Below are 16,377 nucleotides of genomic sequence, written 5' to 3' on the forward strand. Positions count from 1 at the left end.
AGGCGGGCGCCGTCTTGCCGGATTCCACGGGTGCCGGGGAGGCGGCGGGCTGCCCGCCCTCGGAGCCCTTGCGCACCCACGGCGCCGCCCCGCCACCGGGGCCCGCCCCGAAGAAACCGGCCACCAGCACCATCAGATAGCCCGCACAGGCGATACCGGCCGCGGCCATCCCGTACCGGACCATCCGCCGACGCCGGCCGTTGTCGGCCACGAAGACCTGCCCGCTCGCAGCACGCTCCTGCGACCTGGCCCCCCGGCGCGGGGGCAGCACATGGCCTCCGCCCCCGGTGGTTCGTGTACGGCGACTCATGCTGCAACCTCAGAGGGGAGCTAACGGATTTCCGGGCACACCACCGTGGGCGGTCTCCCACACCTACAGCGCCAGGAGACCGCGTAGCGTCACAAGCACGAGTCCCGGCCGCGTCGCAATCGTTCATCCCGCCCCGACCTGCCCCGACTGGAGCCGCCCAGCAACGAAAACGCCACAACCGACGCCAAAACGGCTCAGCGCACTCCGTTCCGCGTTGCCGGCGGCGAGGGCTCCGATCTGCGCCGGATCGCAGAATCGAACCCGGTCGTGGCCCCCGCCGCCGGCTCTGCCGCCGAGCGAGGGCCATCCGCGCCATGTTCCGGTGACAGCGGGGGACGACTTCTTGCCGCCGTCCGGCCGCGTGCCGCGGCGGCCGACCTGACCGGGTGCTTGACCGGCGAGGGCGCGATGCCCGCGGCGCTCGTCACGGCAACGGACGAACAGGCCATCGGTGTCCCCGCCGGGGCCAGGGCGCACGGCGTTCCCGTATCCGAACGGCTGGCCGTCGTCAGCCTCGACGGCACACCAGACGCGGCGTACACGGCCCCCTCTCTGACGGCCACGGAACAACCCCCTACGGGCCATGGCCCAACGCGCCGTAGACCTCCTCCTCAACGGCACCACGCAAGAGACCCCGGCCACCGCACCCCTCGCAAGGGCGCGGCCAACGACGCTGACAAAGCGGAGACTTCGCCGAACCGCAGCGAACGGGGTCATGAACGCATGGGCGCGGTCGTACCCACCGAGTGCTCGCCGGTCGACTCCCCTGGCGCTGGGGAGGAGTGGTGTCATTGCGGGTTTCTGGGTTCCAGTTTGATCAGGTAGGTGGTTGTGCCCGAGAGGTGGATGCGTTGGGTGTGGGTGGGGAGGAGGCCGGCTTGGATGGCGGGGGCCAGGGGGGTCGGGGTGGGGAGGAGGAGTACTGCGGTGCCGGTGGGGGTGAGGAGGCGGTGGAGTTCTCGCCACCAGGCTGTGGGGGCCTTGGCGAGGCGGGCCTTTGCTGCGACCTGCGTGCCCCACGGGGGGTTGCACACGATGCGGTCCACGGTCCCGTCGGGGAGGGGGAGTCTGCCTGCGTCGGCCCGTTGGAGGCGGATGCGGTCCGCCGCTGCCCTCCTCTTGTTGGCGCTCGCGGCTTCCAGCGCGGTCTCGTCGATGTCGTAGCCCCGGTACTGCGCCGCCTCCGGGTGGGCCAGCGCCGCCTCTATGAGCAGGGTGCCCGCGCCGCAGCAGGGGTCGAGGACCGTGTGGCCCGGGCCGATGGCCGCCAGCCTGGTCATCGCCGCCGCCAGCGGTGGGTGCAGGGTGCCCGGTACGGTCGACTGCTTGTACGGGCGGCGGTGGAGGGGGCGCGGGGTGAGGCGGAGCATCAGGGTTGCTTCGGCGCCGTCCAGCGTCAGGCGCCACGACGCGTAGTCCGGTGGGGGCGGGGTCCCCGTCCGGCGCGGGTGGTACGGCACCTTCAGGCACGCCGCCAGTGCGTTGCCGACCGCGTCCTCCGCGTCGTACCTGTTGAAGCTCCGCCTCCCCAGGAACGACGCCGATACCTCCACCCCCGGGGGACTGACGGTGTTCCCCAGCAGGGTGTTGCGGTGGTCGAGCAGTCTGTCCGGGGCGGCTTCCCCTGCCAGTCTCGTCAGTGCCGGGACGCCTGCCTTTCTCGTTCCTACGTCCCTCCCCCTCGCCGCCAGCAGAAACACGTCGTCCGCCGTCCGCAGCGCCGTGACCCCCGTGTCGTACGGGCGCCAGGCCCTGACGTGCACGGAGCGGTGTGCGATCGCGGTGATGCCGCCCAGTTCGCGTTGCAGGATCTCGGCCGCCAACTGCGGTTCCAGACCGCGGGCGCACCGAGCGACGAAGTGTGCGTCGTCGCGCATGATGACTGTTCTTCTCCCACGCCAAGGCCCGGGACGGCGCTACGCCGCCCCGCCTCGTCGGCGGCGGGGGATCCTCGCCTCGCCGACGGCGCCTAGCGCAGGTGGAAGAAGTACATGTCCCCGATCCTACGTCTCCCGCCGCCGGCGCCCCCGGCGCGGGGGTGTGGTGGCCATCCCCTCGTGCGGTGCGGTGCAGTGCGATGCTGGTGCGCATGGCCGACACCGATCCCAAGGCGGACCTCCACCGCTATCTGCAGGCAGCCCGCGACGCGCTGCTGTGGAAGCTCGACGGGCTGTCCGAGTACGAGGTGCGGCGTCCGCTGACGCCGACCGCCACCAACCTGCTGGGGCTCGTCAAGCACCTGATCGGCTGCGAGATCGTCTACTTCGGCGACACCTTCGGGCGGCCCTTCGGCGAGACCGTGCCGTGGCTCGACGGCCCCGACGCCGAGGTGCCCAACATCGACATGTGGGCCACCCCCGACGAGTCCCGCGAGCACATCGTCCAGCTCTACGAGCGCGTCTGCGCGCACTCCGACGCCACCATCGCGGCGTTCGCGCTGGACGACCTCGGCCGCGTGCCGCACTGGCCCGACGACCGGGCCGAGGTGTCGCTGCACCGGGTCCTCGTCCACATGCTCGCCGAGACCCACCGGCACGCCGGGCACGCCGACATCGTCCGGGAGCTGGTCGACGGCGCCGCCGGGATGCGGCGGGGCAACGACAACATGACGAACGGCGACCGCGCCTGGTGGGAGTCCTACCGGCGGCAGGTCGAGGACGCGGCCCGGGAGGCTCAGGGGCGGCAGTGAGCCGGGCCGGCCCGGGGTTCCCCTCCGACGGCCTTCTGCGCCGGAGGGCCGTCTTCGTCGGAGGGCCTTGTGCGCCGGAGGGCCTTCTTCGCCGAGGGGCTTTTGTTCGGGACTCCTTCTTGGGGTTTCCTGCTGGAACTTCCGCCACCCGTTCGCCTTCGGCGATTCTGCCGACGGCAGATCGCCCACCCCTTCCCTCCGCCCCCCACCCGCCTACGCTGAGACCGTGACCCACCACGCGTCGAACCGCCCCGCCCGCGTCCTCCCCCTGCGCCCTCACGCGCCCGAGGCGACCGACGGGCGCGAGCCCCTGTGGCGGCAGGTCGTCGGGGGAGTGCTGCGCCGGGAGCGGTTGGCTCAGGAGCGTACGTTGAAGGACGTCGCCGACGCCGCGCGGATCTCCATGCCGTATCTCTCCGAGGTCGAACGCGGCCTGAAGGAAGCCTCGTCCGAAGTCCTCGCCGCCGCCGCGCAGGCGCTCGGGCTGCGGCTGGCCGACCTGCTCGTGCTCGTGCACGGCGACATCGTCCGCCTCTCCGCCATACGCGACCGGGAGCAGGACCGCGACCGGGGCCGGGAGCGGGCCGCCGGGGTGTCCTCCGTCACCGAGCTGCCCACCGCCCGTTCGCGGCCCGGCGACGTGCGGCTCGCCGCCTGATCCCCCGGGCCCGGCGGCACAGCGGGGGACGCCCCCGCTGTGCCGGCCCTCTCACAGTTCGCGCTTGCTGATCACCTGGTCCGCCAGGCCGTAGGCCACCGCGTCCTGCGCCGTGAACACCTTGTCCCTGTCCGTGTCCGCCCGCAGCGTCGCCACCTCGTGCCCCGTGTGCCGCGCCAGCACCTCCTCCATCTGCGCCCGGATCCGCAGGATCTCCTTCGCCTCCAGGCTCAGGTCCGACACCGTCCCGCGCCGCACGCCGCTCGCCGGCTGTCCCAGCAGCACCCGGGCGTGTTCCAGGACGAAGCGGCGGCCCTTCTCCCCGCCCGCGAGCAGCACCGCCGCGGTGGACGCCGCCTGTCCGACGCAGTACGTGGAGATGGGGGCGCCGACGAACGTCATCGTGTCGTAGATCGCCATCAGCGAGGTGTACGAGCCGCCGGGGGAGTTGATGTAGATCGAGATCTCGCTGCCGGGGCTCGCCGACTCCAGGTGGAGGAGCTGGGCGATGACGACGTTCGCGACGCCGTCGTCGATCTCGGTGCCGAGGAAGATGATCCGTTCCGAGAGCAGCCGGCTGTAGATGTCGTACGCGCGCTCGCCGTGTGCGGTGCGCTCGACCACGTTCGGGATCGTGTACTGGCTCATGGTCACAGCCCCATCCGTCGCTTCGAACCTGCCGGGCGGATGTCGGCGAGCGACTCGACGACCTGGTCCACCATCCCGTACTCCTTCGCCTGCTCCGCCGTGAACCACCGGTCGCGGTCGCCGTCGCGCGAGATCGTCGCCTGGTCCTGGCCGGTGTGCTCGGCGAGGAGGCGTTCCATGAGCGTCTTGCTGTACGCGAGGTTGTCCGCCTGGATCTCGATGTCGGCCGCGCTGCCGCCGATGCCCGCCGAGGGCTGGTGCATCATGATCCGCGCGTGCGGCAGCGCGAAGCGCTTGCCCTTCGTGCCGACCGTGAGCAGGAACTGCCCCATGCTGGCGGCGAAGCCCATGGCGAGCGTGGCCACGTCGTTGGGGATCAGCCGCATCGTGTCGTAGATGGCGAGGCCGGCGTGGACGGAGCCGCCGGGGCTGTTGACGTAGAGCGCGATGTCGGTGCGCGGGTCCTCGGCGGAGAGGAGGAGGAGCTGCGCGCAGACGCGGTTCGCGGAGGCGTCGGTGACCTCGGTGCCGAGGAGGACGATGCGCTGGCCGAGGAGTTGGGCGGCGAGGTGGTCGTCGAACCTCGACGGGGGCGGTGAGTCTTCTTCTTCCGCGCGCGGTGTCAGGGCGGTGCGGGCCGGTGGTGTCATCGTGCCTCCCTCGTGGACGGGTGCTGCTTGCGTTGCTTCCACGGTCGGCGGGAGGCGGTGCGAACGGGAGGGTTCTTGGCCCGGGGCAGATTCGCCCGTGGCAGAGGTACGGCGGAGAGCCGGGGCCGCGGAGGGCCGCCGGGGGGCCGTCGGGGGCCGTCGGGGGCCGTCGGGGGGATAGTGCGATGTGTTGCGTTGGGGCGCTTTTGGCGGACGGTGTGCTTCTACGCCCCCGCACCCAGCGGCATCGGGATCTGTGTCCGGCCGGTGAAGAAACGGCCGACGACGCGGTGGTGCGGATGGCGTGACGGCCTGTCGTCCCGGACCGCCGGGGAGGGCGGGGCGGCGATGGAGCGGCCTGCGCGGCTGCCGGAATCGTCGCGCTCTGTCCTCATGCCGCCGTCCCCGGTTCCGTTCTTCACGTACCCTGCCGCCAGCGCCGGGCAGTTGCGCCCCGGGGCCGTAACGCCCGTACCGTCGGCGGACCGCACGACGCCCGGACCGCTCCGGCCGCTCCCCGTGGGAACCCGGCGGAGTTGTGGTGGCGGCGTGACGATTCTCATCCGCCGTCCCCCGGGCAACGGGGGACCGTAGAATCCTCTCGTGGCACGGCCACCGGCGCGCACGGGGTGTACACGGTGCGTACGGGATGCGCGACGGCGCGTAGGCCGGCCGCTGAGCACAGCAAGAACGGTCGTCGAGGAGGAAGTTCGTCGTGAGCAGCAGGCCATCCCGAGGCGCTGCTCGCCTCGCCGCCATACTCGACGCGCTCCCCGACGCGCTGCTCCTCGTCGACACCAACGGCACCGTCGTCGCCGCCAACCGTGTCGCGCTGGAGACCTTCGAGCGGCCCGGCGCCGCGGTCGTCGGGCGCGGGCTGCTCGATCTGCTGCCGGACTTCGACCCGCAGCTCATCCCCGGTTCGATGCGCCGCCCCCGCGGCGACTCCACCGGTTCCGTCGCGCCCGACGCCGGGCTGCGCCCCGAGGAGCGGACGAGGCCGCTGCGCATGGCCGCCCGCCGCACCGACGGCAGCGCCTTCCCCGCCGAGGTCACCAGCGCCGACCTGGAAGACGGCCCCGGCGGCGAGTCCCCGTACGCGCCCGGCCACCACTACACGGGCGACGAGCTGCTGATGCTCGTCGTACGGGACCTCACGGGCTCCGCGGAGATCGAGGCGGAGCTGCACCGGCAGCGCCGGCAGACCGAGATGATCCTGCGCGCCGCCGCCGAGGGCATCGTCGGTACGGACACCACCGGCAAGGTCGTCCTCGTCAACCCCTCCGCCGCGCAGATCCTCGGCTACCGCGCCAGCGAACTCGGCGGCGCCGACCTCCACCCCCTCATCCACCACTCCCGCCCCGACGGCACCCCGCTCCCGTACGAGGAGACCCCGATCGCCGACACCCTGCGCTCGGGGCGCAAGCACCGCGTACGCGGCCAGGTGCTCTGGGGCCGCGACGGGCAGGCGGTGCCGGTGGACATGACGACCGCCCCGGTGCGCGACGGCGACCAACTCGTCGGCGCCGTCCTCGCCTTCACCGACCGGCGGCGGCGCGACGCGCTGGAGGCGCGGCTCGCCCAGTTGCAGGCGGTGCTCGACGTCGCGCTGCGCGGCCCGCTCGACACGCTGCGCGCGGAGCTGAACACGCTCGTCGACGACCCGGCCGGGCAGCTCTGGCCCGAGGCCAACCAGACGCTGCGCCACCTCTCCGCCGGCTACGGGCGGATGACCGCGCTCATCGACGGCGTGCTCGACTTCCAGCGGCTGGACTCCGGCAAGACGCGGCTGTCGGTGGAGACGGTGAACGTCGAGGACGTGGTGCACGCCGCGACCGAGGGTGCGGACGAGCTGATCGGCCCCGGGCGGGCGCAGTTCGTGGTGCACGCGCCGCAGTTGGAGATCGAGGCGGACGGGCGGTGGCTGGCGCTGGCGCTGGCGCACCTGATCGCGGAGGTCGCGGGGATCGACGCCACGGGGCAGCGCACGGCGGGCGCGTCGGACGCGCCGGTGGTGGTGGCGGCGGCCCGGCGGGGCGATGTGGTGCGGATAGAGGTGCAGGGGCCGCGGGGGGCCGGTGGGTCTTCTGCGGCCGGTTCCGGTTCCCGTGGTGCGGGGGGCGGTTCGGTGCACGAGCCGCTGGCGCGGGGGGTGGCGCTGCTGCACGGCGGGATCCTGCAGACGCACGAGGTGCCGGGGCAGAGCGGCGGAGCGTATCTGCTGGAGGTGCCGGTGCAGGCGGCGGGTCCGGCGGCGCGGGTGGCGCGGGCCCGGGAGACGGCGGGGCGCGGGCGGGACACGGGCAACGAGACGACGGTGATGCCGGGCGCGGAGGCGCCGGGGCGGGGGGCGTCGGGGTCGTCGGCCGGGGCCCGGGCCGGGTCTGCCGGGACCGAGAGTGGTGCGGGTGGCGCCGCGGGGGACGGTACGGCCGGGGGCGGGGCTTCCGATGGCGCTGTTCCCGGAGGCGGCGCTGCCGGTGGTGGAACCGCCGGTGGCGGGCGTGCGGGCGGTGGGCGGCGGCGACGCGCCGCGCCCGCGGAGGAGTCGGGTGACCGTGCGGGGACGCCCCCGCGCGGTACGGGTGTCGGCGGTACGGGTACGGGCCGGCGCCGGCGCGGGGCGACACCGGCTGCGGGGGTGCCGGCGGGCGCCGGGGCCCCCGGTGGGGCCGGGGCCGGTTCCGGTGCCGGGGTCGCCGCCCAGGACGTTGCGGTGGCGGGGCTGCCGCCGGGACAGGGTGCGGACGGCGCTGCGGCAGGCGGTCGCGGGGCCGGTGCAACGGAGGCCGGTGGGCCGGCGGTTGCGCTGGAGCCGGGTCACACGCCGGGGCACGGTACGCCGCAGGGTGCCGCCGCGCCCGAGGCGGTCGGTGGCGTCGCCGGGCAGGCGGCTCCCGGCGGCCCGACGCCGCAGCAGGGTGCGAGCGGGGCCGGCGGACGCGGGCGGCGGGCGGTGCCGGAGGGGGCGCAGGACCCGTACGACGGCGGAAACGGTGTGCCGGCGCCGGGTCGCGGCGGCACGAACGGTGCCAAGGACGGGGCCGCCGCCCCGGCGAGCGGTGCGGGCGAGGGCGGGGAGACCGGCCCCGTCGACACCGGCGCGGCGGCGGTCGGGCACGCCCTCCCCGGTACGCAGGGCCGCGGCCGTCGCCGCCGGCCCGTGGGCCAGGGCCCGGGCAGCCAACCGCAGCAGGACCGGACCGAGTCGGGCGAGCCCACGACGGTCGGCCGGCGCCGGCCCGTAGGACGGGGCCCGGCGGGGCCGGAAGGACCCGAAGGCCCGGGCGGGCAGGGCGGCCCGGACGCACGGGGCGGACTCGGCGAACCGGGCGGCTTCGAGGGGCAGGTCGCGGGCGGCCCCGGAGGGCGTGACGGTCAGGGCGCGTACGAAGGGCCGGGTGCGCCTGAGGAGAACGGCGGTCGCGGAGAGCGCGGCGGTCAGGGCCCGTACGACGAGGGTCACGGCCCCGGCGGCCCGATCGGGCCTGACGGAACGAGCGGTCAGGGAGGCACCGGCGGACCGCAAGGGCGTGGCGGCCGGGGGCGCCCCGGCGGCGGTCCGGGCGGGTACGAGGGCCCGGACGGACCCGAAGGACCTGACGACCCGATGGGACCGGACGACCCGATGGGACCGGGCGGCCCGATGGGCCCCGGAGGTCCGGGCGGCCCCGCCGGTCCCGGAGGCCGCGGCGGACCCGGTGGCCAGGCAGGACCGGGCGGACCCGGCGCACCGGGCGGGCCCGTCGGCCCCGCGGCGCCCGGTGGCCCCGGCGGACGGGTCGGCCCTCACGGGCCCGCCGGCCCCGGCCCCGTGCCCCCCGGCGGCCCCACCGCGCACACCGACCGCGGCGCCCGCATGGGCCACGGCGCCCCGGCGGATCCGGCGGACCCCCCGTCTCGTACGGGCCATGCCCCCGGCCACGTCGAACCCCCGGACCCCGCCGGGTACGACGACCCGGCAGCCCCCGGCGGCCGGCCGTCGCGCGGCCGCCGCGGCGGGCCCGCGTACACGGCGGGCCCGGGTGAATACGACGACACCGGCCACGGCCCGTCCCGTGGCGAACGGACACCGGGCGGACATCCCAGGCCCGGCTACACGGCGGGCCCGGGTGAGTACGACGACGGCCGCGGCCCCTCCCGTGCACGGCAGTTGCCCGGCGGGCACGACGGCCCGGCGGGCGAGTACGACGACTCCGCCGCGCCGGGCCCCCGTACACCGGGCAACCCCGGCGCCTACGCCGGCCGCGGCGACCCGGGCACCCCGGTCACCGGCGAGTACGACGACGCGGCACCCGGCCGGGGCGGCCAAGGCGAGTTCGCCGGCCCCGGCGACGACGGCGAGTACGACAACCCCGCGGGCCGGGGCCGCGGTCCCGCTCCTGCGCGGGGCGGCTCCGGCGCGCACCCCGGGCCCGGCGGCCCCGCCGGCCGCGGCGAGCCGAGGGAGTCCGGCGCGTACGACGACGTCGCGGACCCGGACCGCGGCCCCGCTCGTGGGCGGGGCACCCCGGGCCACGGGGCGCACGGGCCCGGTGACGTCGAGGACACGGCTCCCGGCCACGGCCCCGCGCGGGCGCAGAGCGGCCCCGGCGGCTACGCCGCACCCGGGGACCCTGGTGGCGGGGTGTCCGCCGGGCAGTTGGAGCCCGCCGATCCCGCCGGGCGCCGGGGCGGGGCGGGGAACCCCGCCGCACTGCCCGCCGGGCAGAACTCCGCCGCTCCGCAACTGCCCCAGGGCACCACCGACCCCACCGTACGGAACGCACCCGGCACCCCCGTGCCGCCCGGCGGCGTCGGGCCGGCGCAGCCGCAGCACCCCACCGGGCGTCGCCGCCGCCCCGCCGCGCCCGCCGAGGCCCCGCACGGCGCCCCCGCCCTGCCCCCGGGTCCGGCGAGCCCCGATCCGGACACCGGCCCGTACCCCCACTCCCGGAACCCCGGCGGCTACGACGACGCCCCGCCCCCCTACGCCGCCCCCGCGCCGCGCCGGGGCACCGGCCGCCCCGTGCAGGACCCGGACACCGGCCCCTACCCCCACGACGCCGACCGCGGCGCTGCCGCCGGCGACGACACGGGCGAGGTCCGCACCGTACGCACCTCGCAGACGCCGCACCCCGGCCACGGCACTCCGCCGGCCCCGCAGCCCCGGCGCGGCTCCCCCGCCCCGGCCGTCCCGGCCCAGCACGACCCCCGCACCCGGGGCGACGGCCGGACGCAGGACGACCCCCGGGCCCAGCGCGCCGAGGACGACCCCCGGGCCCAGAACGACCCCCGGACGCAGGACGACCCCCGTACCCACGGCGGCAACGTCCCCCGGCAGCCCGGCCCGCAGACGCCCGCCGCCGCGCAAGCCTCCGCCGCCGGCCCGCACGCCTCCGGCCACACCCCCGTGCCCGTGGACCCGCGGCACGAGATGCAGACCCCGGCCCGCGGCGTCGACCCGCGCCGCGCGACCGCCGGCCCCGCTCAGGACGCCCCGCCCGCGGCAGCGCCCCAGGGGCCGCCCCGGTCCGCCCCGGACCCCGCCCACGCCCAGGCCACCCCCGCCGACGCCACCGGACAACGCCCCGCCGCGTCCGGTTCCGCCCCGACCTCCACGGCCCGCGGCGGCGTCACCCGCTTCGCCCGCTCCGCCGCGACCCCCGCGATGCCGGCGCTGCCCGCGCAGCAGTCGGGCCCCATCAGCGTGCGCACCCTCGGCCAGGGCGTCGCCTACGTCGACCAGCCCCCCGGCTCGCCCTCCCCGGGCGGCCCGCCCTCTCAAGGCGGCCAGGACCCCCGGGGCGGCCCGCCCGCCCAGGACGGCCGGGCCCCCCAGGACGGCCGCGGCGGTCACACCCGGAACAGCGGCACCGGCACCCCCACCGGCACCCCCGCCCACGACCCGCACGACCCCTACGACCCCGCCCACGACTCCGCGTACGACCCCTACGCGTCCGCCGGCGACCCCGCGCAGGCCCCCACCCACGACCCCTACGACCCCGCCGACGAGCACACCGGCGGCCGCCGGCGCCGCCTCGGCGCCGGCAGTCCCGCGGACGGCCCGCCGCCCACCGACGCGCCCCCGCAGCACCCTGCCGCCCACACCCCCCACCGCCCCGCGCCCCGCCCCGGCACCACCGCCCGGCGGGACGCCATCGGGCGCGCCTTCGCCATAGGGGCCCCCGACGCCTCCGCCGCCGAGGGCCCCGAGCCGCTCGACGGCAGCCACGGCGTCATCGAGGTCGCCGCGCAGGACCCCGAGACGACCCCGCTGCGGCTCGACGACGAGATGCCGCCCGAGCCGCTGGACAACCCGCGCCGGCTGCTCGTCTGGCCCGAGCCCGACGCCGCCACGCAGCAGGCGCTGACCGCGCGCAACTACCGCCCCGTCGTCGTCCACTCCCGCGAGGAGCTGGACGCGCAGATCTCCGTCTCCCCCGCCGGGCTGTTCGTGGACCCGCTGACCGGCCCGATCACCCGTACCGCGCTGCAGTCGCTGCGCAAGGCGGCGGTGGCGGCGTCCGTGCCGGTGCTGGTCACGGCCGGTCTGGGGCAGGCGACGCGGGAGGCGGCGTACGGGGCGGACCCGGCGGTGCTGCTGAAGGCGCTGGCGCCGCGCGACAGCGAGCAGCACCCGCCGCGCGTGCTCCTCTTCGAGGAGAACCCCGACATCGCGGACGCGCTGGCGGCGACGCTGGAGCGCCGCGGGATGCAGGTCATGCACGCCACGTCGGACGAGGCGGCGGTGGACCTGGCGACGCGCTTCCGGCCGAACCTGGTCGTGATGGACCTGATGCGGATCCGCCGCCGGCGTACGGGCATCGTGGACTGGCTGAACGCGAACGGGATGCTCAACCGGACCCCGATGGTGGTCTACACGGCCGTGGACATCAACCGCGCGGAACTGCCGCGGCTGCGCTCGGGGGAGACGGTGCTGTTCCTGGCGGAGCGGTCGACGAGCGCGGAGGTGCAGAACCGAATCGTCGACCTGCTCGCCAAGATCGGCACCACGTAGACGGCACACCGGCCGCCTCCCCCGCGTTCACCCCCTGCGGCCCGGCCCCGGCCTCCCTCACAACTGCGTCACCGTCAGCTCCCCGTCCGCGTACCGCCGCCGCAGCACCTTCTTGTCGAACTTCCCCACGCTCGTCTTCGGCACCTCGCCGATCCGCGCCCACCGCTCCGGCAACTGCCACTTCGCGATCCGCTCCCCCAGATACGCCCGCAGTTCCTCGTACGTCACCTCGGCCCCCTCGCGCACCACCACCGCCGCCAGCGGCCGTTCCTCCCACGTCTCGTCCGGTACGGCGATGACCGCCGCCTCCGCGACGTCGGGGTGGGCCATCAGATGGTTCTCCAGCGCCATCGACGAGATCCACTCGCCGCCCGACTTGATGACGTCCTTCGCCCGGTCCGTCAGCGTCAGATAACCGTCGGCCGTGATCGTGCCGACGTCGCCCGTGCGCAGCCAGCCGTCCTCGCTGAACTTGTCCTCCGGCCGGAACGGCTCCCCGTCCGCGCCGCCGTAGTACGCGCCCGCGATCCACGGCCCGCGTACCTCCAGTTCGCCCGCCGACTCGCCGTCCTTCGGCAGCAGGCTCCCGTCCGGGCCGCGCAGCCGCGCCTCCACGGTGGCGGGGAAACGGCCCTGCTTCAGCCGGTACGGGAACTCCTCCGCCGGTTCGAGGCCCGGCGGCGGGTGCGCGATGCAGCCCAGCGGCGAGGTCTCCGTCATGCCCCACGCCTGCACGACGCGGATGCCGTGCCGCTCGTCGAAGCCCTTCATGAGCTGGGGCGGGCAGGCGGTGCCGCCGACGATGGCGGTACGCAGGGAGGAGACGTCGCGGGGGCGGGCGTCGAGTTCGTCGAGCAGGGCCTGCCAGATGGTGGGGACCGCGCCGCTGATGGTGGGGCGGCAGGTCTCCATCATCTCGGCGATCGGGCCGGGCTGGAGGAAGCGGTCGGGCATCAGCAGGGACGTACCGGCCATGAAGGCGGCGTGCGGCAGGCCCCAGGCGTTGACGTGGAACATCGGCACGATCGGCAGCGCGAGGTCGTGGACCGTGATGCCGAAGGACTCGGCGGCCAGGACGCCGAGGGAGTGCAGGTAGACGGAGCGGTGGCTGTAGAGGGTGCCCTTGGGGTCGCCGGTGGTGCCGGAGGTGTAGCACAGGGCGGCGGACTCGCGTTCGTCGAGGACGGCCCAGTCGTACGACTCGGGGCGGCCGGCGAGGAGTTCCTCGTAGTCGTGGACGGTGACGTGGGTGCCGTCGAGGGGCGCGCGGTCGCCGGGTCCGGAGACGACGACGTGCTCGACGCCGGGGAGGTGCGGCAGCAGCGGGGCGAGGAGGGGGAGGAGGGTGCCGTTGGTGAGGAGGACGCGGTCGCGGGCGTGGTTGATGATCCAGACGAGCTGGCGCGGGTCGAGGCGGAGGTTGAGGGTGTGGAGGACGGAGCCCATGGCGGGCAGCGCGAGGTACGCCTCCAGGTGCTCGGCGTTGTTCCACATGAGGGTGCCGACCGGCTCCTGCTGCCGTACGCCCAGTTCGTCCCGGAGCGCGTACGCGAGCTGCGCGGCGCGGGCACCGACCTCGGCGTAGGTCCTGGACTGCGGAGGCTCGCCGGATCCGGTCCAGGTGAGCACCTTGGCGGCGCCGTGGATGGTCGAGCCGTGGGTCACGATCCGCGAGATGGTCAGCGGTACGTCCTGCATCGTGCTCAGCACGGAGGGCCTCCCTGGGGTAGGACACGCAGAGATACGCAGCGGTTACGCGCCAGTAGACGGTGGCGCTGATTCTGCTGGTGCCCGGGCACCTTGTCACTACCTCGGGAGAGGCTGTCTGTACGCCCCCGCACCCCTGTGTACGTCCCCGCGCAGACCCCTGCGGGAGACGCCGCGCAAGCCCGGAAAGGAGCGGCGGCGCGGGCCCGTACGGGAGGCGCGGCGCCACCCCTGCGAGCCGCGGCACCCCCTGCGGGAGTCGCGGCGCGGCCCCTATGCCGCCTGCGTCATCTCCCCCAGCCCCGTGTCCTCCCGGAGCTTCGCCAGCGCCCGCGAGACCGCACTCTTCACCGTCCCGACCGACACCCCCAGCACGGCCGCCGTCTGCGCCTCGCTCAGATCCTCGTAGTACCGCAGTACCACCATCGCCCGCTGCCGCTCCGGCAGCCGCAGCACCGCGCGCCACATCGCGTCGCGCATCGCCTGGTGCTCGGCCGGGTCGGGTTGCGGCACGGGGGCGGGCTCGGGGAGGTCGTCGCCCGCGGCGTACTCGTCGACGCGGCGCTTGCGCCACTGCGAGGTACGGGTGTTGAGCAGCGCGCGGCGTACGTAGCCGTCGACGGCCCGCGGGTCCTCGATCCGGTCCCAGGCCAGATAGGTCTGCGCCAGCGCGGTCTGCAGCAGGTCCTCGGCGTCCCACGGGCTGGTGGTCAGGGAGCGCGCGGTGCGCAGCAGCACCGGCCCCCGCAGGTGCACGTACGCCGCGAAGGTCGGAAGGGGCGGTCGCGCGGTGTCCGCCGCCGCGGGGGCGTCGGTGGTGCTGGCTGTGGACATGACTCCACGCTAGGAGCGGTACCCGGGTCGGCGGATCGGCCGGAGGTCGCGGTGCGGGCTCCACCCGAGGGAGTAGGTGCCGAGCCGGCCGGACCTCCCGTAGGTGGAGGGCCGGCCGGCGGGCCCTTCGGGGTACTACGTCCGGGGGCCCGTGATCGCGACCGGCGCGTCCACGACATTGCGGTCGATGACGATCCGCTTGCCGCCGTGCCGCTCCTCGGCCATGCCCGCGTACTGGTGGATCCGGCGGTGCGGCCGCCAGGCCGCGGGGTCGACGTGCGGCTCACCGTACAGCGACGGCGCGGTGCGCCGGCGGGCCGCCCGGAGCACGGACGGCAGGCCGTCCCGCCCGGGGCGGCGGGCCTGCTCGATCACACGGATGCCGGAGTTCGCGCTGCTGTAGAGCCGGCGGCTGCGGCCGGGGCGGTGGGCGGGGCGGCCGTGGGGCTGGGAGGCATGCCGAGCAGGGAACGGCGCGGGCGGGCGGCGCGCGGCCGGTACGACACGCGGGGTGGGCCGTCCGGACGGCGGAGGGAGACCCGTACGCGGGACGCGGGGGCGCGGGACGCGGGACGTACGCGCGAGGCATGGCCCGTACGGGACGGGCCTCCGGGGGCCGACCGCCGCCGCGGGGCGCCGGACGCGACCGCGCGGCCGCACCGTGACGGTGCGGCCGCGCGGCCCTCCCCATGAGCACCCCGAACTGCGTGAGCCTTACCAGAGGTTGGTGAAGACGACCACCGTGTCCGATTGGTCGACGGCGTTGCCGAAGCCCTGGACGTTGGCGGTGTTGGACTCGTTGTAGCCCCCGCCGTTGTTGACCTGCTGGGTCTGGGCGTTGTTGCCGTAGTTGTCGCCGCCGACGCCGCCGAGCTGGCCGACGATCGCGGAGTTGGAGTCGTCGTTGGCGAACGCTCCGGCCCCGTTGTCCGCGTGCGCGACCCCTCCGAAGAGCGCGACGGCGAGCGGCAGTGAAGCTGCCGCGGCCAGGATGCGGGCCGTGCGAGTGCGTGCCATCTGGTTCCTCCTGTGTAACGGAAGACGGTTCCGTTGCCGGGAGCCGGACGGGGTTCCGGCCGGCTCTCCGGCGGTTGTGCGACGTCGCGAGAGCATCGTTTCCCACGCGCTCCCGGACATTCGCGGACCGGCGCCCATTTCCCCCGCAGGCATGATCGGCGGCGGGTAAACCCGCACAGTCGCCCACTTTCGCGTTTCGAACACTTGTACGAGACTGGAGGGATGGACAGCTCCGTACACAGCCATGCCCTCACCGCCGCGCTGGCCGCCGCCCGCCGCGGCCTGCCCGTCTTCCCGCTGTCCCGCGCGAAGCAGCCCGCGGTCCGCTCCCCGCACCACGCAGACTGGCCGCGGGTGCCCTGCCGCGGGGAGTGCGGGCGCATCGGCCACGGCGTGTACGACGCGACGACGGACACCGGCGCGATCCACACCCTCTTCGCCGCCGCCCCCTGGGCGACGGGGTACGGGATCGCCTGCGGCCGGCCGCCGCATCACCTGATCGGGCTGGACCTCGACGTGAAACCGGGGACGGATGCGCTGGGGCTGTTCGAGTCGCTGCTCGCGGCGCACGGCATCGTGCTGCCCCCGACGGTGGTGATCCTCACGCCCGGCGGCGGTCGTCACATCTGGCTCACCGGACACTCCGGCCACACGGTCCCCAACTCGGTGGGCCGGCTGGCGCCCGGCGTCGACGTCCGCGGCACCGGCGGCTACCTCGCCGGCCCCGGCTCCCGGACCCTGCACGGTACGTACCGTCCGGCCCCCCGCTCGGCCCGCGCCCCGGCCCCCGCCCCGAGAGCACTCCTCCGCCTCCTCACCCCGCCCCCCCCGGACCCCCCCCCCCCCCCCCCCCCACCCCCCCGG

The 16,377-nt window shown here is 75.6% G+C and carries 11 protein-coding genes; 4 read left to right on the forward strand and 7 right to left on the reverse strand.

Translation table 11 applies throughout. From position 1 onward, the window contains the following. Positions 1-1,098 precede the first annotated feature (1,098 nt). Complete coding sequence (locus ABGA99_RS23445) at positions 1,099-2,187, reverse strand: methyltransferase domain-containing protein (protein WP_347583373.1); 1,089 nt, start codon at positions 2,185-2,187, stop codon at positions 1,099-1,101. A 212-nt stretch (positions 2,188-2,399) separates the two neighbouring features. Here ABGA99_RS23445 and ABGA99_RS23450 point away from each other — a divergent pair, with 212 nt between their 5' ends. Both ABGA99_RS23450 and ABGA99_RS23455 read left to right on the forward strand, forming a co-directional pair. Continuing rightward, on the forward strand, positions 2,400-2,999 hold the full coding sequence (locus ABGA99_RS23450; RefSeq protein ID WP_347579613.1) for a DinB family protein: 600 nt from the start codon (positions 2,400-2,402) through the stop codon (positions 2,997-2,999). A gap of 226 nt (positions 3,000-3,225) precedes the next feature. Further along, entirely contained in the window at positions 3,226-3,657 is a 432-nt protein-coding gene (locus ABGA99_RS23455; protein WP_347579614.1) for a helix-turn-helix transcriptional regulator, read from the forward strand. 51 nt (positions 3,658-3,708) lie between these two features. Here the strand turns inward: ABGA99_RS23455 and ABGA99_RS23460 are convergent, their stop codons facing one another. Then, positions 3,709-4,305 (reverse strand): ATP-dependent Clp protease proteolytic subunit, encoded by a 597-nt coding sequence (locus ABGA99_RS23460; RefSeq protein ID WP_347579615.1) that lies wholly within the window; start codon positions 4,303-4,305, stop codon positions 3,709-3,711. 2 nt (positions 4,306-4,307) lie between these two features. Then, a complete protein-coding gene (locus ABGA99_RS23465) occupies positions 4,308-4,955 on the reverse strand; it encodes an ATP-dependent Clp protease proteolytic subunit (RefSeq protein WP_047016681.1) in 648 nt (215 codons plus the stop codon). 715 nt (positions 4,956-5,670) lie between these two features. Here ABGA99_RS23465 and ABGA99_RS23470 point away from each other — a divergent pair. Next, positions 5,671-11,955, forward strand: a complete 6,285-nt coding sequence (locus ABGA99_RS23470; protein ID WP_347583374.1) for a PAS domain-containing protein — start codon at positions 5,671-5,673, stop codon at positions 11,953-11,955. A gap of 57 nt (positions 11,956-12,012) precedes the next feature. Here ABGA99_RS23470 and ABGA99_RS23475 read toward each other — a convergent pair whose 3' ends face one another. The 4 genes from ABGA99_RS23475 to ABGA99_RS23490 form a co-directional block, all read right to left on the reverse strand. Further along, positions 12,013-13,665 (reverse strand): long-chain fatty acid--CoA ligase, encoded by a 1,653-nt coding sequence (locus ABGA99_RS23475; RefSeq protein ID WP_347579617.1) that lies wholly within the window; start codon positions 13,663-13,665, stop codon positions 12,013-12,015. Positions 13,666-13,935: 270 nt separating this feature from the next. Then, a complete protein-coding gene (locus ABGA99_RS23480; protein WP_347579618.1) occupies positions 13,936-14,496 on the reverse strand; it encodes a SigE family RNA polymerase sigma factor in 561 nt (186 codons plus the stop codon). Between the two features lie 135 nt (positions 14,497-14,631). Further along, a complete protein-coding gene (locus tag ABGA99_RS23485) occupies positions 14,632-14,871 on the reverse strand; it encodes a hypothetical protein (protein ID WP_347579619.1) in 240 nt (79 codons plus the stop codon). A 339-nt stretch (positions 14,872-15,210) separates the two neighbouring features. Continuing rightward, positions 15,211-15,513, reverse strand: a complete 303-nt coding sequence (locus ABGA99_RS23490) for a hypothetical protein (RefSeq protein WP_347579620.1) — start codon at positions 15,511-15,513, stop codon at positions 15,211-15,213. 222 nt (positions 15,514-15,735) lie between these two features. On the opposite strand from ABGA99_RS23490, the gene ABGA99_RS23495 reads away from it, so the two are divergent. Then, positions 15,736-16,377: bifunctional DNA primase/polymerase (locus ABGA99_RS23495; RefSeq protein WP_347583375.1), on the forward strand; the 642-nt coding region annotated here is incomplete at its 3' end.

The sequence above is a fragment of the Streptomyces sp. B5E4 genome (genome assembly GCF_039871555.1).
GTDB lineage: Bacteria > Actinomycetota > Actinomycetes > Streptomycetales > Streptomycetaceae > Streptomyces.

Coding starts and splice junctions, on each gene's coding strand:
- ABGA99_RS23445 (WP_347583373.1), bottom strand. CDS start 2,187: ATGCGCGACGACGCACACTTCGTCGCTCGGTGCGCCCGCGGTCTGGAA.
- ABGA99_RS23450 (WP_347579613.1), top strand. CDS start 2,400: ATGGCCGACACCGATCCCAAGGCGGACCTCCACCGCTATCTGCAGGCA.
- ABGA99_RS23460 (WP_347579615.1), bottom strand. CDS start 4,305: ATGAGCCAGTACACGATCCCGAACGTGGTCGAGCGCACCGCACACGGC.
- ABGA99_RS23465 (WP_047016681.1), bottom strand. CDS start 4,955: ATGACACCACCGGCCCGCACCGCCCTGACACCGCGCGCGGAAGAAGAA.
- ABGA99_RS23480 (WP_347579618.1), bottom strand. CDS start 14,496: ATGTCCACAGCCAGCACCACCGACGCCCCCGCGGCGGCGGACACCGCG.
- ABGA99_RS23490 (WP_347579620.1), bottom strand. CDS start 15,513: ATGGCACGCACTCGCACGGCCCGCATCCTGGCCGCGGCAGCTTCACTG.